This window comes from Pseudomonas sp. GV071, from assembly GCF_003050835.1.
Lineage (GTDB): Bacteria > Pseudomonadota > Gammaproteobacteria > Pseudomonadales > Pseudomonadaceae > Aquipseudomonas.
In genome coordinates, this window is record NZ_QAOJ01000007.1 from 119773 (window position 1) to 142462 (window position 22690).

Genomic DNA, 22690 nt, shown 5'->3' on the forward strand with positions numbered 1-22690 from the left:
AACGCGCCGGATGAATCAGCGCTTGTTGGTCAGTGCCTTGCGCTCGAACTCGACGATGCGCTGGCGGTAGTGTTCGATGGTCTGCGCGGTCATTACGCTGCGCTGGTCATCTTTCAGTTCACCGCTCAATTCATGGGCCAGTTTGCGCGCGGCAGCCACCATCACGTCGAACGCTTGTTTCGGGTGACGCGGGCCGGGCAGGCCGAGGAAGAAGCTCACGGCGCGGGTGCTGAAGTGGTCGATGTCGTCCAGGTCGAAGGTGCCGGGTTTAACCCCGTTGGCCATCGAGAACAGCACTTCACCATTGCCAGCCATGCTTTCGTGGCGGTGGAAAATATCCATCTCGCCAAAGCGCAGTCCGCTTTCCAGAATGTTCTGCAACAGGGCCGGGCCGTTGAAGCCTTCGCCCTCTTTGGCCACCACGTTGATCACCAGCACTTCTTCTACCGGCGGCAGATCGCGGCTGTCTTGCGGGACGGCGGGGTTGCGTTTTTTCGGTTCATCGTCAACCGGGTTGAGCAGGGTTGGCACCGGCTCGTCGAGGCCCAGGTTGAGGTCGCCCTGGCTCGGCTCTACCACTTTGCCGCGACGACGATTGAGTTCGCGCGGGCTCATGGCCGGCAGGTCTTCTTCTTCGATCTTGGGTTCGGCATGGCGCTCAAGGACGCGCGGCGGGCCGAGCAATTCGGGGGCGCCATCGTCATCGGGAAGATTGGAGAAACTCCGATCCAGCTTGAACTTCAACTTGCCTTTGCCACCGCGCATACGGCGCCAGCCATCAAACAGAATGCCAGCGATAACAATGATGCCGATGACGATCAGCCACTCACGCAGACCGATTTCCATGTAATTCTGTAGCCCCTGAAAAAATAATAAAGAAGGGCATCCGCCCTGTGACTCAACGCTATAACCCAACAAAAACTGCCGTCAGTAACTTCGGACTGCGTGTATCAACTCCATGTTCTGACTGACATTTCCCGGATACAAAAAAGAGTGGGCAATAAGCTAGCACGACGAAAGGCAACTTTACACCGCTGCACGCGTTATGCCTCCACCAAAGCCAAGGCTTCCTCGACATCTACTGCGACAAGCCGTGAGCAGCCAGGTTCATGCATTGTTACGCCCATCAACTGATCGGCCATTTCCATAGCGATCTTGTTGTGGGTGATATAGATGAACTGCACGGTCGCTGACATCTCTTTCACCAGGCGCGCATAACGTCCAACGTTGGCGTCATCTAATGGCGCATCCACTTCGTCGAGCATGCAGAACGGCGCCGGGTTGAGTTTGAAAATAGCGAATACCAGAGCCAATGCGGTTAGCGCTTTTTCACCCCCGGAGAGCAGATGAATGGTGCTGTTTTTCTTGCCCGGTGGTCGCGCCATGATGGTTACGCCGGTGTCGAGTAAATCGTCACCGGTTAATTCCAGGTAGGCATTGCCGCCACCGAAGACTTTCGGGAACAACGCCTGCAGGCCACCGTTGATTTGGTCGAAGGTTTCCTTGAAGCGATTGCGGGTTTCTTTGTCGATCTTGCGAATGACGTTTTCCAGGGTGTCGAGGGCTTCCACCAGGTCGGCGTCCTGAGCATCCAGATACCGTTTGCGCTCGCCCTGCTGCTGGTACTCGTCGATCGCCGCGAGGTTGATCGGGCCCAGACGTTGAATGCGCGCAGCGAGGCGTTCCAGCTCTTCGTCCCAGGACTTTTCGTTCGCATCATTGGGCAACGTACCAAGCACGCCGTGCAGGTCGTAGTTATCTTCCATCAGCTGGTCGTGGATGGCTTTACGCCGCACATTCAGCGACTGCCATTCCATCCGCTGCTGTTCCAACTGGGTACGCAGCAGCTGCGATTGCTGCTCGGCCGAGCTGCGACGTTTTTCCGCGTCGCGCAGTTGCCGGTCGGCATCTTCCAGGGCCAGGCGCGCCAGCTTGAGTTCGTCTTCCACGCCCATGCGTTTGTCCAGCAACTCTTCGAGCTTCATGCGCAGCTCTTCCAGCGGCGCCGCGCCCTCGTCGAGGTTGAGGTTCAGTTGCTCGCGTTTTTCGTGCAGGCGCTCGGCTTGTAGTTCCAGGCGTTCCAGGGCCTGGCGCGTGGAGTCGTGCTGGGCCTTGAGCGAGCCCAGGCGCACGGCCAACTGGTGGGCGTGGTCTTTGTGCTGGCGGGCTTCCTGACGCACCCGGTCGAGGCGTTCGCGCAGGGCGTCACGCTGGGCCATCAGCAGCTCACGCTGCTCGGTGTCGATGGCCATGGCGTCGAGGGCGTCTTGCAGTTGCAGGCGCGACTCACCCAGTTGTTCGGCTTCGATGGCGCGTTGCTCGCCGAGCTCGCTGAGTTCTTCGTCGAGACGGCGGCGGCGCAGGGTCAGCTGTTCGACCTTGGCCTGACCTGCGGACAACTGCGCCTTCAGCTCGCCCTGACGGCGCGCTTCATCTTGTAGGCGGCGGCGTTGCTGTTCGCGGGCCTCTTCTTGCTGCTGCTGAGTTTCGCGCAGCGCTTGCAGGCGTTCGTCGAGGCTGGCCAGGCTGGCTTCGCGTTCATCACGCTCAAAGCCCAGGCGCTCGATTTCCTGGCCACGCGCCAACACGCCACTCTCGGCTTCGCTGGCACGCCGTACGCGTAAAAAGTGCCGACCAACCCAGTAGCCGTCGCGGCTGATCAGGCTTTCGCCGTCGCCCAGTTGGCCGCGCAGGGCCAAGGCCTGGTCCAGGCTCTCAACCGGCTTGACCTTGGCCAGCCAGGGCGCCAAGTCGACGCTGGCGTCGACCTTGTCGAGCAAGCTGCCGGCCACCCGCGCGCCGCCCTTGGCTGGGCTGAGTAGGCGTAAATCACCTTGTTCGAAACTGGCCAGATCGAGGCTGGACAATGCTTGCGGGTCGTCGAGCAAGACCGCTTGCAGGTCGGCGCCGAGCACGGTTTCTACCGCCAGTTCCCAGCCTGCTTCTACCCGCAGGCCTTCGGCCAGGCGTGGACGTTGATTGAGGTGCTGTTCGCGCAGCCAGTCGGCGGTGCCTTTGCCCGGGTCCAGCGCGGCTTGTTGCAGCGCCTCCAGGGAAGCCAGTCGGCCGTTCAGGCGCTGCAGTTCGCCTTGCGCCTGCTGCTGGGCCTGGCCGGCTTGCAGCAGTTCGCCGCGCAATTGTTCCAGGCGCTCGACCAGGGCCTGCTCGGCGCTTTGCAGTTCCTCCAGGGTCAGCTCGCTGCTGGCTACTTGCTCGCTAAGTTCGAGAATCGCGGCGTCTTCCGGGTCGGCAGACAGCAGCACCAACTCATCATTCAGGCGGCGTTGGCGCTCGGCCAGGCGTTCCAGGCTCTGTTCCAGTTGCTGAATGCGCGACTGCTGCACTTCGGCCTGACGCCGAGGCTCGGCAGAGCGCTGGTTGAAGTCGTCCCACTGGCCCTGCCAGCCCTGCATGGCGCTGTCGGATTCTTCCAGGGCAGCGGCGGCTTCTTCGGCGGCGGCGTTGGTGACTTCCTGCTCGGGCTCGAGCGCCGCCAGCTCTTCACCCAGGGTGGCGAGCAAGGTGCGGTCGTGGCCTAGGTGCGATTCGGTTTCCAGGCGCGCGCGTTCGGCTTCGTTGAGGTCGTCCTGCAGTTGGCGCAGGCGCTGCTGGCCGTGCTGGATGCTCTGCTCGACGCGGGCGATATCGCCGCCCACGGAATAGAAGCGGCCCTGCACCTGGTTGAAGCGCTCGGACAGCTCGTGGTGGCCGTCACGAAAACGCTCGATGCTGGCGTCGGCATTGCGTTGCTCGGCGACCAGGGCTTCGAAGCCGATTTCCTGGTTGCCAATGATGGCTTCGCGCTGCCCCACCTGCTCGTTCAGTGCCTGCCATTTGAGCGCCGACAGCTGGGCCTTGAGCTGACGCTCTTCGGCTTTGTATTCCTGGTACTTCTCCGCCGACTGCGCCTGGCGATGCAGGCGGTCGAGCTGGCGCTCCAACTCTTCGCGCAGGTCGGTCAGACGCGCGAGGTTTTCGTGGGTACGGCGAATGCGGTTTTCGGTTTCGCGGCGGCGTTCCTTGTACTTGGAAATGCCGGCGGCTTCTTCGATGAAATTGCGCAGGTCTTCGGGCTTGGCTTCGATCAGCTTGCTGATCATGCCCTGCTCGATGATCGAGTAACTGCGCGGCCCCAGGCCAGTGCCGAGGAAGATGTCGGTGATGTCACGGCGCCGGCATTTGGTGCCGTTAAGGAAATAGGTGTTCTGGCTGTCGCGGGTGACCCGGCGGCGAATCGAGATTTCGGCATAGCCGGCGTATTCGCCGACCAGGGTGCTGTCGCTGTTGTCGAAGATCAGTTCGATGCTGGCCTGGGTCACCGGCTTGCGGGTATTGGAGCCGTTGAAGATGACGTCGGTCATCGACTCGCCGCGCAGGTTCTTCGCCGAGCTTTCGCCCATCACCCAGCGCACGGCGTCGATGATATTGGACTTGCCGCAGCCGTTAGGCCCGACCACCGCCGCCATGTTGCTCGGGAAGTTGACCGTGGTGGGGTCGACGAACGACTTGAAACCCGCCAGCTTGATGCACTTCAGCCGCATAGAACGCCTTCCTTAGCCACGTGGGTTTAGCGCTCAGCCATGGCGGCAAGCACCATCTGGCAATTGTGTTTGCTGTAGGCGGTGAGGGTTTCACGCACTTGGGCCGGGTCGCGGGCAATCACCGCTTGCAACAAGCCGGCAAACGCATTGAGGAACTGGCTCATCTCGGTTTTGCGTTTTTCCAGGGCCAGGTGGTAGGTGCGGCTCATCGCTGGCAACAGGTTCTCCAGGGTTTCCTGCAAGTACGGGTTGTTGGCGAACGGGAAGGCGGCACGCATCACATCGAAGCTGCTCTGCACGAAGCTGTCGATGTCACCCTGGGCGGCGTTGTCGCTCAGGCGCTGTTGGATCAGTACAAAGGGCTGCAGGTCTTCAGTGGTTTTCCAGCGCTCGGCGACGGCAAAGCCGAGCAGGATGTACAGCTCGACCACCAGCGTGTACAGGCTCTTGACGTTATGCGGGGTCAGCTCGCTGACGTGGGCACCACGGCGCGGCAGGATGGTGATCAGGTGCCGGCGCTCGAGTATCAGCAAGGCCTCGCGTACCGAACCCCGGCTGACGTTCAGCGCCAGGGTGACTTTCTGTTCTTGAATCCGCTCACGTTCTTTCAATTCCCCGCGAATGATGCGCTCGGCCAGATGATGGGCGATCTGCTCGGCGAGACTGTCAGGGGCTTTGAAAGTCATGTTGGTCCTTCAAGGGAGAAAGTGGGCAAACGTAGCGAGCGAAGGGTAGGCAAGGCAAAAAGTCGGTGAAAAAGCGGAGTTGGCTGTAGCCAATGAGCATTTTTCACCGACTTTTTAACGCCGCCTAACCGAGCGCAGTAGCTTGCCAAAACGCGCGGGAGTGTAACACAGCGTGTTACCCCGCCAAGGTTACAGCCAAGCGGCTTGCCGTCCAAAAGGTTGGGTTGGGAACGGACTTTCGGCAAGTGGATTGTCCTACAATTTTGCCGGTCGACTCCCCTCTCAAAAACAACGGAGCTCACCATGTTTGCGTACCTGCCCTCCTCCTGGATGATCGCCCTGAAAAAAGCCGGTTACTGGATCTGGCTGATTCCCGTACTGGGCGTGCCCATGAGTTTTTACTGGTCCATTGGCAGCGAGCATGCCGATGCCTGGGCCTATCTGGTCGTCACCATCGTGTTTGGCGTGATCCCGATTCTGGATGCCATTGTCGGCCGCGACCCGGCCAACCCCGACGAAGTGGCCGATGTGCCGAAGATGGACAAGCAGGGTTACTACCGCCTGCTGAGCCTGGCCACTGTGCCGTTTCTGCTGGGCATGCTGGTGTGGGCCGGCTGGGCCTTTGTGCACTATGAGGCGTGGAGCTGGGTCGGCCGCCTGGGCTGGGTGCTCTCAGTGGGCACCGTGACCGGCGCCATCGGCATTACCGTGGCCCACGAGTTCATCCACAAAGACCCTCAGTTGGAACAGAACGCCGGCGGCCTGCTGTTGGCGGCGGTGTGTTATGCCGGCTTCAAGGTCGAGCATGTGCGTGGCCACCATGTGCATGTCTCCACCCCGGAAGACGCCTCGTCGTCACGCTATGGCCAGAGCCTGTATGCGTTCCTGCCGCACGCCTATAAACACAACTTTCTGAATGCCTGGGCGCTGGAAAAAGAGCGCCTGCAACGCCGCGGCCTGCCGGCCATGCATTGGCGTAACGAGTTGGTCTGGTGGTACCTGATCAGCGCGGGTTTTCTGCTCGGTTTCAGCCTGGCGTTTGGCTGGATGGGCGCGCTGTTTTTCCTTGGCCAGTCGTTCGTGGCGCTGACCCTGCTGGAGATCGTCAACTACGTCGAACACTACGGCCTGCACCGGCGCAAGCAGGACAACGGCCGGTATGAACGCACCAACCCCAGCCATTCGTGGAACAGCAACTTTCTGCTGACCAACCTGTTCCTGTTCCACCTGCAACGCCACTCCGACCACCACGCCTACGCCAAGCGTCGCTACCAGGTGCTGCGTCACTTCGACGACAGCCCGCAGTTACCCAATGGTTATGCCGGAATGATTGTGCTGGCGCTGTTTCCCCCGCTGTGGCGCAAGGTCATGGACCCGCGGGTGCGCAGCTACTACGCAGGGGAAGAGCATCAGTTGAGTGAATCGCAGCTGGCCTGAAACCTTGGAATAAACAACCGTCGTCCCAGCGCAGGCTGGGACCCAGACTCCTGGAACGTACACCATCATCTGCAAAATTCTGGATCCCAGCCTGCGCTGGGATGACGGTGTCTGTTGGCGCCCTACAGGTTTTACTTCCGGCAGCCGGCAAACATATCCAAGCCCTTGTCGTAGACCTTGGTGTTCACCTGCAACAACCCCAGCATCGAGCTGAACAAATTGTCCTGGCTCACCGGCTGCTCCCGCTGGGCACGCAGGCAGTCGGCATCCACTTGAAACTCCTGCTGATAACTGTCGGAGAACCAGGCCACCATCCCCACGTGCTTCTGTTGCTCCGGCGCCATCATGTACGGCGTGCCGTGCAGGAACAGGTTGTACTCACCCAGCGACTCGCCATGGTCAGACATGTACAGCATGGCGCTGTCGACTTTGTCCTGGTTGCTGCGCAGCACGTCGATCAGGGTCGACAGCACATGGTCGGTGTACAGAATGGTGTTGTCGTAGCCGTTGACGATGCTTTCGCGTGAGCATTCATTGAGGGCGTTGCTGGTGCACACCGGGGTGAACTGCTCGAAGGCTTTGGGGTAACGCTTGAAGTATTCCGGGCCGTGGCTGCCCATCTGGTGCAGCACCAGCACGGTGTCGTTCTTCAGGTTGTCGATAAAGCCCTGCAGGCCTTGCAGGAGGATTTCGTCGTGGCACTCGCTGTTGGCACACAGGGTCGGGTCTTTGAAGTTGCTGACGTCTTCGAAACTCACCCGGTCGCAGGTGCCTTTGCAACCCGATTGGTTGTCGCGCCACACCACATCAAGCCCGGCACGCTTGATCACATCCAGCAGGCCTTCCTGGGAATAGGCTTTGCTCGCGCTGTAGTTGCTACGCCCCAGGTTGGAGAACATGCAGGGCACCGACACGGCCGTTTCAGTGCCGCAGGAATGGGCATCCGGGTAGGCGATGACGCCCGCCTGCGCCTTCAGTTTCGGCGTGGTGTCACGCTCGTAACCGAGGATGCCGAAGTTATCAGCGCGGGCACTCTCGCCCACCACCAGCACGGTCAGCGACTTGTGCCGACGGCTCTGCCAGGCCGGCGCCTTCACCGCGTCTTCGCCGAGGGTGCGAAACGCTTGCTCGCCGGTGGCGATTTGCTCACGCAGCAGGCTGAACGAAGCGCCGACGTAGTTGCTCGGCACCACCATCAGGCGCAGTTCATGGTGGTTACGAAACAGCGAGGCCAGGCCCTGGTAGTTGACCAGCGCCACGCTGCCCAGCACCGCAACACAGGCCACGCTCACCAGCACCTTGCTCAGCAGCTCACGCGGCCAGCTGCGATAGTTCACCGGGGTAAGCCACAGCAACACGGCCGGCAAAATGCCCAAAAACAGGACATAACCCGCCAGCTTGAGCGACAACAGGTCACGCACTTCGGTGGGGTTGGTCTGCGCGGCGTTGCGCAGCATGCCCAAATCGATCAATACGCCGTACTGGCTCATGAAGTACGCCACACCGGCGCTGACCAGCAACAGCAGGGTCAATACCGGCTTGAGCAGCCAGCGAAACGCCAGCACCGTCAGCACCAGGTTGAACAGCGCCAACACAATCAGACCAAAGGCCACGCGCATCATCAGACCCGCACCGGTGCTCGGCGTAATGCTGAAGATATGCCCCCACAACACCGGGTTGCAGGCCAGCAGGAGAAATGCGCTGCCGATCAGGGTCAGCATCTCTGGGCGTATCGCCTTTACTTTCAGCATTGCGTTCACGTCGTCCTTCCGCCCTTGGGCTAATGGAGGCGGATGCTAGAAACGCAGCGATCAAATTTTCGTGAAAAAAACCTGAACAAAGGGTTAGCCCGAAAACCCCAGGAGCACGCGGGCTAAACCTATTTCGTCAGTGCTGGGAAAAGACTGATCGTCGGGCACGCGGATTGCTTGACTAAAGAGTCAAATATTTTATTGACCCAAAAGTCAGAATTCTCTAAATTCGCCAAACAAATTCAACGGCTGTTCACCCCTCTCCCGCCTGCGGGAGAGGGGCCGGGGGAGAGGGTTAGCCATAACGCAACCCTCGCCCCGCCCAAAAACGCGTGCCATACAAAACAAGAAAGTGCCTGGAGGTCGTCCTTGATCCAGTTTTTACTCAACCGTGAGCTGCGTACTGAGCAGCGTCTCGACCCAAATGTCACCGTGCTCAATTACCTGCGTGAGCACGTGGCCAAACCCGGCACCAAAGAAGGCTGTGCTTCCGGTGACTGCGGCGCCTGTACCGTGGTGGTCGGCGAGCTGGACAACTCGTCCGGCACCCCGCGCATCCGCTACCGCACCCTCAACTCCTGCCTGACCTTTGTTTCCTCGCTGCACGGCAAACAGCTGATCAGCGTTGAAGACCTCAAGCACCAGGGCCAATTGCACAGCGTTCAGCAAGCCATGGTCGACTGCCACGGCTCGCAATGCGGGTTCTGCACCCCAGGCTTTGTCATGTCGCTGTTTGCGCTGCAAAAGAACAGCGACGGCTTCGACAAAGGTCAGACCATGGAAGCCCTCGCCGGCAACCTCTGCCGTTGCACCGGCTACCGCCCGATCATCGATGCCGCCGAACAGGCCTGCTGCCAGAAGCAGCCAGATCAGTTCGACGCCGCCGAAGCTGAAACCATCGCCAAGCTGCAAGCCATCGCGCCACAGGAAACCGCCGAGCTCAACAGCGGTGACAAGCGCTGCCTGCTGCCGCTGACCGTCGCCGACCTGGCCGACCTGTATGCCGCCAACCCGCAAGCCCGTCTGCTCGCCGGTGGTACCGACCTGGCCCTGGAAGTCACCCAGTTCCACCGTGAACTGCCGGTGATGATCTACGTTGGCCACGTGGAAGCGATGAAACGCGTCGAGTTCACCGACGATGCCATCGAGATTGGCGCCGCCACAGCGCTGTCCGACTGTTACGGCGCACTGGCCAAGGAATACCCGGACTTCGGCGAGCTGCTGCACCGCTTCGCTTCGTTGCAGATCCGCAACCAGGGCACCCTCGGCGGCAACATCGGCAACGCCTCGCCGATCGGTGACGCCCCGCCCCTGCTGATCGCCCTCGGCGCCCGTGTGGTGTTGCGCAAAGGTGGCCAGACCCGCAGCCTGCCAATCGAAGATTACTTCCTCGATTACAAGGTCACTGCCCGTCAGGAAGCCGAATTCATCGAGAAGGTCGTGGTGCCGCGCCACCAGACCAACCAGGCTTTCCGCGCCTACAAGGTGTCCAAACGTCTGGACGACGACATTTCTGCCGTGTGTGCCGCGTTCAATATCGTGGTCGCCGATGGCGTGGTGCAAAGCGCCCGCGTCGCGTTCGGTGGCATGGCCGCGATCCCCAAACGTGCTGCTGCGTGTGAAGCCGCGTTGCAAGGCAACGCCTGGGACATGGACGTGATCGAACAGGCCTGCGAAGCCCTGGCCCAGGACTTCAGCCCGCTGAGCGACTTCCGCGCCAGCAAGGAATACCGCCTGCTCACCGCACAGAACCTGCTGCGTAAATTCTTCCTTGAGCTGCAAACTCCAGACGTCGAAACACGGGTGACCGCTTATGTCTAACCACCACGCCCCGAAAAGCCAGGCCGAACTGGCCGAACTGTTCCGCGCCGGCATCACCACCGGCGTCGGCAAGAGCGTCAAACACGAAAGCGCCGAGAAGCATGTGTCCGGCGAAGCGGTGTATGTAGACGACCGCCTGGAATTCCCCAACCAACTGCACGTGTATGCCCGCATGAGCGACCGCGCCCATGCCCGCGTCACCAAGATCGACGTGTCGCCCTGCTACGCCATTCCCGGCGTAGCCATTGCGATCACCCACAAAGACGTACCCGGCCTGCTGGATATCGGCGCCGTGGCCCCCGGCGACCCGCTGCTGGCCGATGGCCTGGTGCAGTACGTGGGCCAGGTGGTAATTGCCGTGGCCGCCGACACCCATGAAAACGCCCGCAAAGGCGCCATGGCGGCGATCATCGAATACGAAGACCTGGAGCCGGTGCTCGACGTGGTCGAAGCGTTGCGCAACAAACACTTCGTGCTCGACAGCCACCAGCACAAGATCGGCGACTCAGTGAGCAAGCTGGCTACGGCCCCGCGCCGCCTGCAGGGTTCGCTGCATATCGGTGGCCAGGAACACTTTTACCTGGAAACCCAGATTTCCTCGGTAATGCCCACCGAAGACGGCGGCATGATCGTCTACACCTCGACGCAGAACGCCACCGAAGTGCAAAAACTGGTGGCCGAAGTATTGGGCGTGCCGATGCACAAAATCGTTATCGACATGCGCCGCATGGGCGGCGGTTTTGGCGGCAAGGAAACCCAGGCTGCCAGCCCGGCGTGCCTGTGTGCGGTAATTGCGCACCTGACCAAACGGCCGACCAAAATGCGCCTGCCGCGTGTTGAAGACATGCAGATGACCGGCAAACGTCACCCGTTCTACGTCGAGTACGACGTCGGCTTTGACGACGACGGCCTGCTGCACGGTATCGAGATCGAACTGGCCGGTAACTGCGGCTACTCGCCGGACCTGTCGAACTCCATCGTAGATCGCGCCATGTTCCACTCCGACAACGCCTACTTCCTGGGCAACGCCACGGTGAACGGCCATCGCTGCAAGACCAACACCGCGTCGAACACCGCCTACCGCGGCTTCGGTGGCCCGCAGGGCATGGTGGCGATCGAAGAGATCATGGATGCCATCGCCCGCGACCTCGGCAAAGACCCGCTGGAAGTGCGCAAGCTCAACTACTACGGCAAGACCGAGCGCAACGTCACCCACTACCACCAGACGGTCGAGCACAACGTCATCCACGAGATGACTGCCGAACTGGAAGCCAGCAGTGACTACGCCAAACGCCGCCTTGAAATCGCTGAATTCAACAAGAAAAGCCCAGTGCTGAAAAAAGGCCTGGCGCTGACTCCGGTCAAATTCGGCATCAGCTTTACCGCCAGCTTCCTCAACCAGGCCGGCGCGCTGATCCATATCTACACCGATGGCAGCATCCACCTGAACCACGGCGGCACCGAGATGGGCCAGGGCCTGAACACCAAGGTGGCGCAAATCGTCGCCGAGGTGCTGCAGGTGGATATCGCCCGTATCCAGATCACCGCCACCAACACCGACAAGGTGCCGAACACGTCGCCGACTGCAGCGTCCAGCGGTGCAGACCTGAACGGCATGGCGGCCAAGAACGCCGCCGAAACCATCAAGGCGCGGCTGGTGGACTTCCTCACCCGCGAGTACAAGGTTTCCCCGGAAGACGTGGAATTCAGCAACAGCCAGGTACGCGTGCGTGACCAGTACCTGTCGTTTGAAGAGATGATTCAGAAGGCCTACTTCGGCCAGATCTCGCTGTCGGCCACCGGCTTCTACCGAACGCCGAAGATTTTCTACGACCGCAGCAAAGCCGCTGGCCGGCCGTTCTATTACTTCGCCTACGGCGCTGCCTGCATCGAAGTGATCGTCGACACCCTCACCGGCGAGTACAAGTTCCTGCGCGGCGACATCCTGCATGACGTCGGCAACTCGCTGAACCCGGCCATCGACATCGGCCAGGTGGAAGGCGCGTTCGTGCAAGGTCTGGGTTGGCTGACCATGGAAGAGCTGGTGTGGAACGCCAAGGGCAAGCTGATGACCAATGGCCCGGCGAGCTACAAGATTCCGGCCATCGCCGACATGCCGCTGGATTTGCGCGTGAAGCTGGTGGAAAACCGCAAGAACCCGGAAGACACCGTGTTCCACTCCAAGGCCGTCGGCGAGCCGCCGTTCATGCTCGGCATCGCCGCTTGGTGCGCGATCAAAGACGCCGTCGCCAGCCTGGCTGACTACCGCGTGCAACCCTCGATCGACGCCCCGGCAACTCCTGAGCGCGTGCTCTGGGGTGTGGAGCAGATGAGAAAAGTGCTGAAGGCGCAGAAGGCCGAGGCTGCCGCGACAGTCGAGACCGCATGACCCCGTGGGAGGGGCTTTAGCCGCGAGCTTTTAAAATCAGAAGCATCGCGGCTAAAGCCCCTCCCACAAAAGCTCTATCAAACACAAAACGGTGAACAACAATGACAACACACACCGCACAGACAACCACTCCAGCCGCGCCACAGAGCCCCGACGCTCTGCCGCGTCTGGTCCTGCTGGAACAAACCGCCGCCCCATCGAAAGCCGATGACGACTGGCGCCTGTCCCGTTCCGCCAAACCGCTTCGCACCTGGAGGCTGAGCAAATGAGTTGGATCAGCGCCCTCGCCGATTTGCAGCAGCAGGGCCAGCCCTGCGTGCTGGTGACCATCATCGAAGAGCTCGGCTCAACCCCGCGTAATGCCGGCTCGAAGATGGTTGTGACCGCTGACCGTATCTACGAAACCGTAGGTGGCGGCCATCTGGAATTCAAAGCGATGGAGCTGGCCCGCGAAATGCTCGTCAGCCGCACCCAGGACACCCGCCTGGAGCGCTTCAGCCTGGGCGCCAGCCTCGGCCAGTGCTGCGGCGGCGCCACCGTGCTGCTGTTCGAACCGATGGGCCAACCGCAGGCGCATATCGCCGTGTTTGGTGCCGGCCACGTCGGCCGCGCCCTGGTGCCGTTGCTGGCCAGCCTGCCGTGCAAGGTGCGGTGGATCGACTCGCGGGAAAACGAATTCCCCAAGCAGATTCCCCATGGCGCCACCAAGGTGGTGAACGAGGAAGTGGTCGATGAAGTGGAGAACATGCCGCCTGGCAGTTACTACATCGTCATGACCCACAACCACCAGCTCGACCTGGAACTGACCGCCGCCATCCTCAAGCGCAACGATTTCGCCTACTACGGCCTGATCGGTTCGCAGACCAAGCGGGTCAAGTTCGAACACCGTCTGCGTGACCGCGGCTTCAGTGCCGAGGTGATGCAGAAAATGCGCTGCCCGATGGGCATCGCCGAAGTCAAAGGCAAGCTGCCGGTGGAGATCGCCATCTCCATTGCCGGTGAAGTGATCGCCACCTACAACGCCAATTTTGGCCAGGGCGAAAAGAGCGGCGAAAGCGTCGCCAAGCTGATCCCCGCCTCGCGCCGCGCCAAAGCATAAATTGCGATGTTGGGCTTCGCCTGCGGCTCAACCCAACCTACCTGGATAACGGAACGTAGGTTGGGTTGAGCACCGCGAAGCCCAACAGCCCCGAACACCAATAAATACGCACCACGAGACTGCCATGACTAGCCACGTAAAAGCCTACCGCGCCGCCATCCTGCACAGCATTGCCGACCCCGCCCTGGTGGGTGACGCGCAGTCCTATGAGTATTTCGAAGATGGCGTGTTGGTGGTCGACAATGGCCAGGTGGCCAAAATCGGCCACGCCAAGGATCTGCTGCCAACCCTCAAGGGCGTGGACGTTATCGAATACCGCGATGCGCTGATCACCCCGGGCTTTATCGACACCCACATTCACTACCCGCAAACCGGCATGATCGCCGCCTATGGCGAGCAACTGCTGGACTGGCTGAACACCTACACCTTCCCCACCGAAAAGCAGTTCGCCGACCCGGCCCACGCCGCCGATGTGGCGCAGATTTTCCTCAAGGAACTGCTGCGTAACGGCACCACCACCGCCCTGGTTTTTGCCAGCGTGCACAAGCAGTCGGTGGACGCCTTCTTCGAGGCCAGCCAGGCCCTGAACCTACGCATGATCGCCGGCAAGGTGATGATGGACCGCAACGCGCCGGACTACCTGACCGACACCGCGCAGTCGAGCTACGACGACAGCAAAGAGCTGATCGAACGCTGGCACGGCAAGGCGCGCCTGCACTACGCCGTGACGCCGCGTTTCGCTCCGACCAGCACCCCGGAACAGCTGGCAGCCGCTGGCAAATTGCTGGCCGAATACGACGACCTGTATATGCACACCCACCTCTCGGAGAACGTCGACGAGATCGCCTGGGTGAAGTCGCTGTTCCCCGAGCAGAAGGGCTACTTGGATGTGTACGATCACTTCCAACTGCTCAGTGAGCGCTCGATGTTCGCCCATGGCGTGCACCTGTGCGACGAGGAATGCCAGCGTCTGGCCGAGACAGGTTCGGCCGTGTCGCACTGCCCGACCTCCAACCTGTTCCTCGGCAGCGGCCTGTTCAACCTCAAGCAGGCGGAGCAGTTCAAGGTCAACGTCGGTTTGGGTACCGACGTCGGCGCCGGCACCAGCTTCTCCATGCTGCAAACGCTGAACGAGGCGTACAAAGTGCAGCAGCTGCAGCGCAACAAACTGAGCCCGTTCAAATCGCTGTTCCTGGCCACCTTGGGTGGCGCGCAGGCGCTGCGTCTAGACGACAAGATCGGCAGCTTCGCCCAGGGTAACGACGCGGACTTTATCGTCCTCGACTACCACGCCACGCCGCTGCTGTCGTACCGCCTCCAGCAGGCCAAGAACCTGGAAGAGAAGTTGTTTGTGCTGATGACCATTGGCGACGATCGGGCGGTGCAAGAGACGTTTGCGGCGGGTCAGAGCGTGCATAAGCGCTAAAAGCCATCGCGGCTAAAGCCGCTCCTACGGACCGCACCATTCGTAGGAGCGGCTTCAGCCGCGAAGCTTTTGATCTAGCCATAAAAAAACCGCCCAACGAGGGCGGTTTTTTATTGACCGGAGAAACTAGCGCGGCGCAGCTGAGCGCGGTGCTTTTTTCTTGGTCTGCAGCAAATGCGAGAACACCGCATGCAGGTCATCCGAAGCGCTGTCTTCGTCGAGGTTGAGCTTGCTGTCGATGTGATCCATGTGATGCATCATCAGGCTGACAGCCTTCACTGCATCGCGCGCTTCGATGGCGTCGATCAATTGGTTGTGTTCATCGTAGGAGCAGTGCGAGCGGCTGCCGCTTTCGTACTGGGCAATGATCAACGAGGTCTGCGACACCAGGCTGCGCTGGAAGCTGATCAGCGGGGCGTTTTTTGCCGCTTCGGCCAGCTTGAGGTGGAATTCGCCGGAGAGGCGGATGCCGGCACCACGGTCGCCACGGGAAAAGCTGGTCTGCTCGTCGGCGACCATCTGGCGCAGTTCGGCCAGTTGCTCGGCGGTGGCGTGTTCCACTGCCAGCTCGGTGATGGCGCGCTCGACCATGCGGCGTGCGTAGAAAATCTGCCGCGCATCTTCAACACTGGGACTGGCCACAACCGCGCCACGGTTAGGGCGCAGCAGCACCACGCTTTCATGGGCCAGGCGCGACAGGGCGCGACGAATAATGGTGCGGCTGACGCCGAAGATCTCACCCAGCGCTTCCTCGCTCAGCTTGGTGCCAGGCGCCAGGCGTTGTTCCAGGATGGCATCGAAGATATGCGCGTAAACCACGTCATCCTGAGTGCCGCTGTGGCTGGCTTTAACAGCACGCGGTTGCTTCTTTAGGGGCTGCAATTGTTCGTTCATTCGGGCTCGCGTCAGAAGTTCTGCGGTCATGCGCGACTCTACTGCGTTCCCCCCCAGTGCTGGCAAGCCTTTGGCGGGAAAATAGAGGGTGAAAATACCGGCGCATTGTACACAATCGAAGCGGCAGCTCCTAACTCGCTCGGCTTACCGCCAGCCCCAGCCCGTTTCGCTGCCGACCTACGCCCTGTGCATTTCTTAGTTTTTTCCGGCGTAACAGGACAAAAGCACCGGCTTTTTTGCACCAAACACGCCCATGTCAACCGCAAAAACCCTCCCTCATGGAACGCCAGGCGCCTAGCCTGAAAACAAGAAGCAACCGTACCTTGTTGTTTTAAAACATATTATTAGAAAATCTGAAATCAAACTGTCGCATACAATCTGCTTATCAAGCACCGGACAATCAATAAGAGCAATTTGCGCAACAGTGAAAACATTAATTGCTTTTTTTGTATACAAACGCATAATCGCGCTCGTGTGACTTCCTGACCAAAGAGTCAACAAAACACCAGCAAGCGCACCACGTAAGCCACCTACCTCAGAGCTCTGCCACCCTTCTTATAAGGATGCAGGACTCGGTGACCAAAATAAGAGAATTGAGGAGTACCCCGCTGTGGAAAGCACAAAACAAGAACAAATCTACGCCGCGACGCCTGCGCGCACCGGCCTGCTGGAAAGGCTGTTCAAGCTGAGCCTGCATGGCACCACCGTCAAAACCGAGCTCGCCGCCGGCCTGACCACGTTCATCACCATGGCGTACATCATCTTCGTCAACCCCAACATCATGGCCGACGCCGGCATCGATCACGGTGCGGCCTTCGTCGCCACCTGTATCGCTGCAGCATTCGGTTGCTTCCTGATGGGCCTCTACGCCAACTGGCCAGTTGGCCTGGCACCGGGCATGGGCTTGAACGCGTTCTTCACCTACACCGTGGTCGGCACCATGGGGTACAGCTGGCAGATCGCGCTGGGGGCGGTATTCCTCTCCGGCATTCTGTTTATGATCCTCACCTTCTCGCGCATCCGTGAATGGCTGCTCAACAGCATCCCGGCAAGCCTGCGCTTTGCCATGGGCGCCGGGGTCGGTCTGTTCCTTGGCCTGATCGGTCTGAAAACCGCCGGTATCGTGGTTGCAAGCCCTGCCACCCTGATCAAGATGGGTGACCTGACTGCAGCCGGTCCGCTGCTGGCTGCCATCTGCTTCCTGATGATTGCGGTACTGGAATACCACCGCGTTTTCGGCGGCATCCTGATCAGCATTCTCACCGTCACCTTGATTGGCTGGGGTCTGGGTGAAGTGCAATTCGGTGGCATCTTCTCCATGCCACCGAGCCTGGCGCCGACCTGGCTGGCCATGGATATTTCCGGCGCGATGAACGTCGGCATGATCAGCGTGGTTCTGGCCTTCCTCTTTGTGCACATGTTCGACACCGCAGGCACCCTGATGGGCGTTGCCCAGCGTGCCGGCCTGGTGGACGACAACGGCCACATCGAAAACCTCAGCAAAGCCATGAAGGCTGACAGTACCTCCAGCGCCTTCGGTGCCCTGGTCGGCTGCCCGCCCGTCACCAGCTACGTGGAAAGCGCCGCTGGTGTGGCCTCCGGTGGCCGTACCGGTCTCACCGCCGTTACCGTTGGCGTGCTGTTTATTGCGGCGATGTTCTTCGCGCCGCTGGCCGGCATGATCCCTGCCTACGCCACCGCTGGCGCGCTGATCTATGTGGCGATGCTGATGATGAGCGGCATGGCCCACATCGACTGGGAAGACCACACCAACACCATCCCGGCGATCATTACCGTGGTGATGATGCCGCTGACCTTCTCGGTCACCGATGGTCTGGCCATGGGCTTCATCACCTTCGTGGTGCTTAAACTGGCCACCGGCAAACACAAAGAAATCACCCCAAGCCTGTATGTGCTGTCGATTATTTGCGCGGCGAAATTCGCCTTCTTGTAATCTCTGCACCCACACGCAACCCGCAATAAAAAGCCCCGGCGTTCGAGCGTCGGGGCTTTGCTGCTTCTAAACGAGGACCGTATGAGCTTTGAAACCTGGCTGCTGTTCAGCACCGCCGCGCTGATCGTGATCATTATTCCCGGCCCTCTGTCCCTGCTGATGGTCAGCAACAGCTTGAACTACGGCCTGCGCCGCTCCGCGCCAGCCTTTCTGGGCGGAGTCAGCGCATCGATCTGCTTGTTGAGCGCCTCGGCCCTGGGCCTGGGGGCGCTGCTGCTGGCCTCGGCCACCTTGTTCGGCGTATTGAAAATTGTCGGCGCGCTGTACCTGTTCTACCTCGCCTACCAGAGCTGGCAGGAATCGCGCCTGGCGGCGAAACCGGTGCGCACCGAAGAAGAGGCGCCTACACCGCCAAGCTGGCGCAGCATGTTTCTCAAAGCTTTTGGTTTGGGCGCCAGCAACCCGAAAGACATTCTGTTTTTCGCCGCGTTTTTGCCGCAGTTCATCAGCGCCGGGGAGCCGATCCTCAAACAACTGATGGTGATGATCGCCACGTGGGCGATTCTGGATCTGGGCTGCAAGCTGTTCTATGGCCTGGGCGCGCGTGGGGCAGCGCGGTTTCTGCGTTCAGGCAAGGGGCAAGTGTGGTTCAACCGCGTCAGCGCTGCGCTATTTGCCGGGGCCGGCACGGCATCGCTGTTGAGTCGGTAAGAGAAGGGATGACACATATCCTGTAGGAGCGGTTTCAGCCGCGATGCTTTTCAACATCAAGAGCATCGCGGCTGAAGCCGCTCCTACGGGGAAGCGGACTAGCTGCCGCGGTACGTCGAATAGCTGTACGGCGAAATCAGCAGCGGCACATGGTAGTGATCCTGGCCGGCATCGATACCAAAGCGCAGCACCACCACATCCAGAAAAGCCGGTTCCGGCAGTTGCACACCACGGGCGCGGTAGTAGTCGCCGGCGTGGAAATGCAGTTGGTAAACGCCTGAGGCGTAGTCTTCACCTTGCAGCACGGGCGCGTCGCAACGGCCGTCATCGTTGGTGTGCAGGGTGTTGATCAGGACCACGCTGGATGCTTCAACGCGGTACAACTCAACCTTGATATTGCTACCTGGGCAGCCATGCGCGGCGTCCAGTACGTGGGTGGTTAAACGTCCCATCGGTTTCGGGCAGCTGCGTTGAACGCAGGCGCCACGCCTCCTCTATGCAGTTGAATTCGGAGCGCCAGGCCAGCGGCTTCGCCGGGGCGCGGTCGGAGCATAGCACGCGCGCTTTTGTTTTCGAGACATTCCAATGAAAAATTGTACACAATCACTCACACCAATTTGTTCAACGCTTTCTTGCCCAGTCGCAGCGCGACTTTTCCCCGCATGCACCACAATGGCACGCCACGCAGCCAAGGCCGGGCGTTGGGCTACGCTTAATGATCATGTGCAAATGGAAAAAACAGTGAAATTTTCCATTTACAAAACACCCACTACTTTGTATACAATCGCTCCATCACGGTTGCCCACCGCCTACCAGGCATTTGCAGCGACCGCACCCATTCATAAGAAGGAATACCTGCAGTGAGCGCTGACTACCCTCGCGACCTGATCGGTTACGGCAACGACATCCCCCATCCGCACTGGCCAGGCAATGCCCGCATCGCCATCTCCTTTGTGCTCAACTACGAAGAAGGCGGTGAACGCAACGTGTTGCACGGCGACAAAGAGTCGGAAGCCTTCCTCTCGGAAATGGTCGCCGCTCAGCCACTGCAAGGCGTGCGCAACATGAGCATGGAGTCGTTGTACGAATACGGCAGCCGCGCAGGCATTTGGCGCATTCTCAAGCTGTTCGAGAAAACTGGTATTCCGCTCACCGTATTCGCCGTGGCTATGGCCGCCCAGCGCCACCCGGACCTGATCCGCGCCATGGCCAACGCCGGCCACGAGATCTGCAGCCACGGCTACCGCTGGATCGACTACCAATACATGGACGAGGCCCAGGAGCGCGAGCACATGCTCGAAGCCATCCGCATCCTCACCGAAATCACCGGCGAGCGCCCGGTTGGCTGGTACACCGGCCGCACCGGCCCGAACACCCGGCGCCTGGTGATGGAGGAAGGCGGCTTCCTCTACGACTCCGACACCTACGACGACGACCTGCCCTACTGGGAACCGAACAACTCCACCGGCAAGCCGCATTTGGTGATCCCCTACACCCTGGACACCAACGACATGCGCTTCACCCAGGTGCAGGGTTTCAACAGTGGCGATGACTTCTTCAATTACCTGAAAGACGCCTTCGACGTGCTCTACGCCGAAGGTGGCGAGGCGCCGAAGATGCTTTCCATCGGCCTGCATTGCCGCCTGATCGGCCGTCCGGCGCGTCTGGCCTCGTTGCAACGTTTTATTGAATACGTGCAGGGCTTCGAGCAGGTGTGGTTCGCTCGCCGCGTCGACATCGCCAAGCACTGGCACGCCACTCACCCTTTCAGCCAAGAGAGCGCGAAATGAGCCGCTTCCAGACCCTGACCCCGTCCACCCTGAGCCGCGACGCGTTCGTTGCCGCCTTCGCCGATATCTACGAGCACTCCCCGTGGGTTGCCGAGAAAGCCTTTGATCTGGGGGTTGATTCCAGCGTCGATGACATCGACGGCCTGCATAGCCGCATGGCCGACATCCTTTTGAGCGCTGATCACGCCGCACAACTGGCACTGATCAACGCTCACCCGGACCTCGCCGGCAAAGCCGCGGTCCGTGGCGAACTGACTGAAGCCAGCACCTCGGAACAATCCGGTGCCGGCATCCACGAATGCACGGCTGAAGAGTTCCAACGCTTCACCGAGCTGAACGACGCCTACAAAGCGAAGTTCGCGTTTCCCTTCATCATGGCGGTCAAGGGCAGCAATCGGCACCAGATTCTCGCGGCTTTCGAGGAGCGTATTCATAACTCCAAAGAAGCAGAGTTCACGCGGGCACTGGCCGAAATCAACAAGATCGCGCTGTTCCGGCTGCAGACCCTATAGGGCCTCAGCTCCTAACGCCGCCACCTCCCACGCCCCCACTAAGGCAGACAAACAATGAAAGCTTACGCCGTACCTTTCGAAAAATACGTCAACCTCGCCGACGCCCGCCTGGGCACCAAAGCCATCTCGGTTACCGATGACTGGTTCGCCGACGTCAACCGCCTGTTCCAGCCCACACCAGCGGTGTGGAAAGAAGGCGTGTTCGATGACAACGGCAAGTGGATGGATGGTTGGGAATCGCGCCGCAAGCGCTTCGAAGGCTACGACAGTGCCGTGATCAAACTGGGCGTACCCGGCTCGATCAAAGGCGTGGATATCGACACCAGCTTCTTCACCGGTAACTTCCCGCCGTCGGCGTCCCTGGAAGGCTGCTTCGTAGCCGATGGCGACCCGAGCGACAGCACCGAGTGGACTGAAGTACTGGGCGCCGTGGAGTTGCAAGGCAACAGCCACCACTACCACGAAATCGCCAACAGCCAGGCCTTCACCCACCTGCGTTTCAACATCTACCCGGACGGCGGCGTTGCCCGTCTGCGCGTTTACGGCGTGCCGTTCCGCGACTGGTCCAATGTTGGTGACAACGAACAGGTCGACCTGGCCAGCGCCCTCAACGGCGGCCGTGCCCTGGCGTGCTCCGACGAGCACTTCGGCCGCATGAGCAACATCCTCAACCCGGGCCGCGGCATCAATATGGGCGATGGCTGGGAAACTGCCCGCCGCCGTACTCCGGGCAACGACTGGGTGATCGTCGCCCTTGGCCACCCGGGCGAGATCGAACGCATCGTCGTCGACACCCTGCACTTCAAAGGCAACTACCCGGACAGCTGCTCGATCCAGGGCGCCTTCGTAAAAGGCGGCACCGACAGCCAGATCGAAACCCAGAGCCTGTTCTGGCGCGAACTGCTGCCAAGCCAGAAGCTGCAGATGCACGCCGAGCACGAGTTCGCCGAGCAGATCAAAGCCCTGGGCCCGATCACCCACATCCGCCTGAACGTGTTCCCGGATGGTGGTGTCAGCCGTCTGCGGTTGTTTGGCAAAGTGGCGAAATAAAGAGCAACGCACGACCTGTGGGAGGGGCTTCAGCCGCGAGCTTTTCAAAATAAAAGCATCGCGGCTAAAGCCCCTCCCACAAAAAGCAAAAAACCAAAAGCAATCAAAGAACAGAAGACCAACATGCGCACACTGATCATCGAACCGCTGAGCAAAGAAGCCTTCGCCCCCTTTGGCGATGTGATTGAAACCGAAGGCAGCGACTACTTCATGATCAACAACGGTTCCACCCGCCGTTACCACAAGCTGGCAACGGTTGAGACCGCGCAGCCGGATGACAAGGCGATCATCAGTATTTTCAGCGCTGAAAAGCTGGAGATGCCGCTGACCATCCGCATGTTGGAGCGCCATCCGCAGGGCAGCCAGGCGTTTATACCGCTGCTCGGCAACCCCTTTCTGATCGTGGTCGCGCCACTTGGCGATGCACCTGAATCAGAGTTGGTCCGTGCGTTTGTCAGCAATGGCAAGCAGGGCATTAATTACCATCGCGGCGTTTGGCACCACCCGGTGCTGACGATCGAAAAGCGGGATGACTTCCTGGTGGTTGATCGCAGTGGTTCAGGCAACAACTGCGATGAGCATTTTTTTACCGAGGATGAACAGGTTCTCCTCAACCCCCACCAATAAGA

The 22690-nt window shown here is 60.3% G+C and carries 18 protein-coding genes; 12 read left to right on the top strand and 6 right to left on the bottom strand.

Annotated elements, in window-relative coordinates; translation table 11 throughout:
- Positions 1-15 precede the first annotated feature (15 nt).
- From zipA to C8K61_RS14995, 3 genes are all read right to left on the bottom strand, one after another.
- Positions 16-846, bottom strand: a complete 831-nt coding sequence (gene zipA, locus C8K61_RS14985; RefSeq protein ID WP_108097071.1) for a cell division protein ZipA — start codon at positions 844-846, stop codon at positions 16-18.
- 197 nt (positions 847-1043) lie between these two features.
- A complete protein-coding gene (gene smc, locus C8K61_RS14990) occupies positions 1044-4541 on the bottom strand; it encodes a chromosome segregation protein SMC (protein ID WP_108097072.1) in 3498 nt (1165 codons plus the stop codon).
- Positions 4542-4567: 26 nt separating this feature from the next.
- A complete protein-coding gene (locus tag C8K61_RS14995) occupies positions 4568-5227 on the bottom strand; it encodes a GntR family transcriptional regulator (RefSeq protein WP_108097073.1) in 660 nt (219 codons plus the stop codon).
- 303 nt (positions 5228-5530) lie between these two features.
- On the opposite strand from C8K61_RS14995, the gene C8K61_RS15000 reads away from it, so the two are divergent.
- On the top strand, positions 5531-6664 hold the full coding sequence (locus C8K61_RS15000) for an alkane 1-monooxygenase (protein ID WP_108097074.1): 1134 nt from the start codon (positions 5531-5533) through the stop codon (positions 6662-6664).
- A 131-nt stretch (positions 6665-6795) separates the two neighbouring features.
- Here C8K61_RS15000 and C8K61_RS15005 read toward each other — a convergent pair whose 3' ends face one another.
- A complete protein-coding gene (locus C8K61_RS15005; protein WP_108097075.1) occupies positions 6796-8415 on the bottom strand; it encodes a phosphoethanolamine transferase in 1620 nt (539 codons plus the stop codon).
- Between the two features lie 369 nt (positions 8416-8784).
- On the opposite strand from C8K61_RS15005, the gene xdhA reads away from it, so the two are divergent.
- From xdhA to guaD, 5 genes are all read left to right on the top strand, one after another.
- A complete protein-coding gene (gene xdhA, locus C8K61_RS15010; RefSeq protein ID WP_108097076.1) occupies positions 8785-10236 on the top strand; it encodes a xanthine dehydrogenase small subunit in 1452 nt (483 codons plus the stop codon).
- Entirely contained in the window at positions 10229-12625 is a 2397-nt protein-coding gene (gene xdhB, locus C8K61_RS15015) for a xanthine dehydrogenase molybdopterin binding subunit (RefSeq protein ID WP_108097077.1), read from the top strand. Before xdhA ends, xdhB begins: the two co-directional genes overlap by 8 nt.
- A gap of 101 nt (positions 12626-12726) precedes the next feature.
- Complete coding sequence (locus C8K61_RS26755; RefSeq protein ID WP_156684111.1) at positions 12727-12894, top strand: hypothetical protein; 168 nt, start codon at positions 12727-12729, stop codon at positions 12892-12894.
- Entirely contained in the window at positions 12891-13724 is an 834-nt protein-coding gene (gene xdhC / locus C8K61_RS15020) for a xanthine dehydrogenase accessory protein XdhC (protein ID WP_108097078.1), read from the top strand. Before C8K61_RS26755 ends, xdhC begins: the two co-directional genes overlap by 4 nt.
- A 124-nt stretch (positions 13725-13848) precedes the next feature.
- Complete coding sequence (gene guaD / locus C8K61_RS15025; RefSeq protein WP_108097079.1) at positions 13849-15150, top strand: guanine deaminase; 1302 nt, start codon at positions 13849-13851, stop codon at positions 15148-15150.
- Positions 15151-15276: 126 nt separating this feature from the next.
- On the opposite strand, the gene C8K61_RS15030 is transcribed toward guaD, so the two are convergent.
- Positions 15277-16044: a GntR family transcriptional regulator gene (locus tag C8K61_RS15030; RefSeq protein WP_108097080.1), complete on the bottom strand. Its 768-nt coding sequence runs from the start codon at positions 16042-16044 to the stop codon at positions 15277-15279.
- 610 nt (positions 16045-16654) lie between these two features.
- Between C8K61_RS15030 and C8K61_RS15035 the strand changes: the two genes are divergently transcribed.
- Complete coding sequence (locus C8K61_RS15035) at positions 16655-17998, top strand: NCS2 family permease (protein ID WP_108097081.1); 1344 nt, start codon at positions 16655-16657, stop codon at positions 17996-17998.
- An 81-nt stretch (positions 17999-18079) separates the two neighbouring features.
- Positions 18080-18709: a LysE family translocator gene (locus C8K61_RS15040; RefSeq protein WP_108097082.1), complete on the top strand. Its 630-nt coding sequence runs from the start codon at positions 18080-18082 to the stop codon at positions 18707-18709.
- Positions 18710-18807: 98 nt separating this feature from the next.
- Here C8K61_RS15040 and uraH read toward each other — a convergent pair whose 3' ends face one another.
- Complete coding sequence (gene uraH, locus C8K61_RS15045) at positions 18808-19161, bottom strand: hydroxyisourate hydrolase (protein ID WP_108097083.1); 354 nt, start codon at positions 19159-19161, stop codon at positions 18808-18810.
- A 408-nt stretch (positions 19162-19569) separates the two neighbouring features.
- Between uraH and puuE the strand changes: the two genes are divergently transcribed.
- The 4 genes from puuE (at position 19570) to C8K61_RS15065 (ending at position 22688) form a co-directional block, all read left to right on the top strand.
- Entirely contained in the window at positions 19570-20499 is a 930-nt protein-coding gene (gene puuE, locus C8K61_RS15050) for an allantoinase PuuE (protein WP_108097084.1), read from the top strand.
- The gene (gene uraD / locus C8K61_RS15055) at positions 20496-21011 is read left to right on the top strand and encodes a 2-oxo-4-hydroxy-4-carboxy-5-ureidoimidazoline decarboxylase (protein ID WP_108097085.1); all 516 of its coding nucleotides are present in this window, start codon (positions 20496-20498) and stop codon (positions 21009-21011) included. The genes puuE and uraD overlap by 4 nt, the downstream gene beginning before the upstream one ends.
- A 54-nt stretch (positions 21012-21065) precedes the next feature.
- Positions 21066-22061 carry an allantoicase gene (alc, locus tag C8K61_RS15060; protein ID WP_108097086.1) on the top strand — a complete coding sequence of 332 codons (996 nt, stop codon included), beginning with the start codon at positions 21066-21068 and terminating at the stop codon, positions 22059-22061.
- 123 nt (positions 22062-22184) lie between these two features.
- Positions 22185-22688 carry an ureidoglycolate lyase gene (locus C8K61_RS15065; protein WP_108097087.1) on the top strand — a complete coding sequence of 168 codons (504 nt, stop codon included), beginning with the start codon at positions 22185-22187 and terminating at the stop codon, positions 22686-22688.
- Positions 22689-22690 lie beyond the last annotated feature (2 nt).

What these genes read in the sequence shown, in the direction of transcription:
- zipA (WP_108097071.1), bottom strand. Translation starts at nt 846, where the DNA reads ATGGAAATCGGTCTGCGTGAGTGGCTGATCGTCATCGGCATCATTGTT.
- smc (WP_108097072.1), bottom strand. Translation starts at nt 4,541, where the DNA reads ATGCGGCTGAAGTGCATCAAGCTGGCGGGTTTCAAGTCGTTCGTCGAC.
- C8K61_RS14995 (WP_108097073.1), bottom strand. Translation starts at nt 5,227, where the DNA reads ATGACTTTCAAAGCCCCTGACAGTCTCGCCGAGCAGATCGCCCATCAT.
- C8K61_RS15000 (WP_108097074.1), top strand. Translation starts at nt 5,531, where the DNA reads ATGTTTGCGTACCTGCCCTCCTCCTGGATGATCGCCCTGAAAAAAGCC.
- C8K61_RS15005 (WP_108097075.1), bottom strand. Translation starts at nt 8,415, where the DNA reads ATGCTGAAAGTAAAGGCGATACGCCCAGAGATGCTGACCCTGATCGGC.
- xdhB (WP_108097077.1), top strand. Translation starts at nt 10,229, where the DNA reads ATGTCTAACCACCACGCCCCGAAAAGCCAGGCCGAACTGGCCGAACTG.
- C8K61_RS26755 (WP_156684111.1), top strand. Translation starts at nt 12,727, where the DNA reads ATGACAACACACACCGCACAGACAACCACTCCAGCCGCGCCACAGAGC.
- xdhC (WP_108097078.1), top strand. Translation starts at nt 12,891, where the DNA reads ATGAGTTGGATCAGCGCCCTCGCCGATTTGCAGCAGCAGGGCCAGCCC.
- guaD (WP_108097079.1), top strand. Translation starts at nt 13,849, where the DNA reads ATGACTAGCCACGTAAAAGCCTACCGCGCCGCCATCCTGCACAGCATT.
- C8K61_RS15030 (WP_108097080.1), bottom strand. Translation starts at nt 16,044, where the DNA reads ATGAACGAACAATTGCAGCCCCTAAAGAAGCAACCGCGTGCTGTTAAA.
- C8K61_RS15040 (WP_108097082.1), top strand. Translation starts at nt 18,080, where the DNA reads ATGAGCTTTGAAACCTGGCTGCTGTTCAGCACCGCCGCGCTGATCGTG.
- uraH (WP_108097083.1), bottom strand. Translation starts at nt 19,161, where the DNA reads ATGGGACGTTTAACCACCCACGTACTGGACGCCGCGCATGGCTGCCCA.
- uraD (WP_108097085.1), top strand. Translation starts at nt 20,496, where the DNA reads ATGAGCCGCTTCCAGACCCTGACCCCGTCCACCCTGAGCCGCGACGCG.
- alc (WP_108097086.1), top strand. Translation starts at nt 21,066, where the DNA reads ATGAAAGCTTACGCCGTACCTTTCGAAAAATACGTCAACCTCGCCGAC.
- C8K61_RS15065 (WP_108097087.1), top strand. Translation starts at nt 22,185, where the DNA reads ATGCGCACACTGATCATCGAACCGCTGAGCAAAGAAGCCTTCGCCCCC.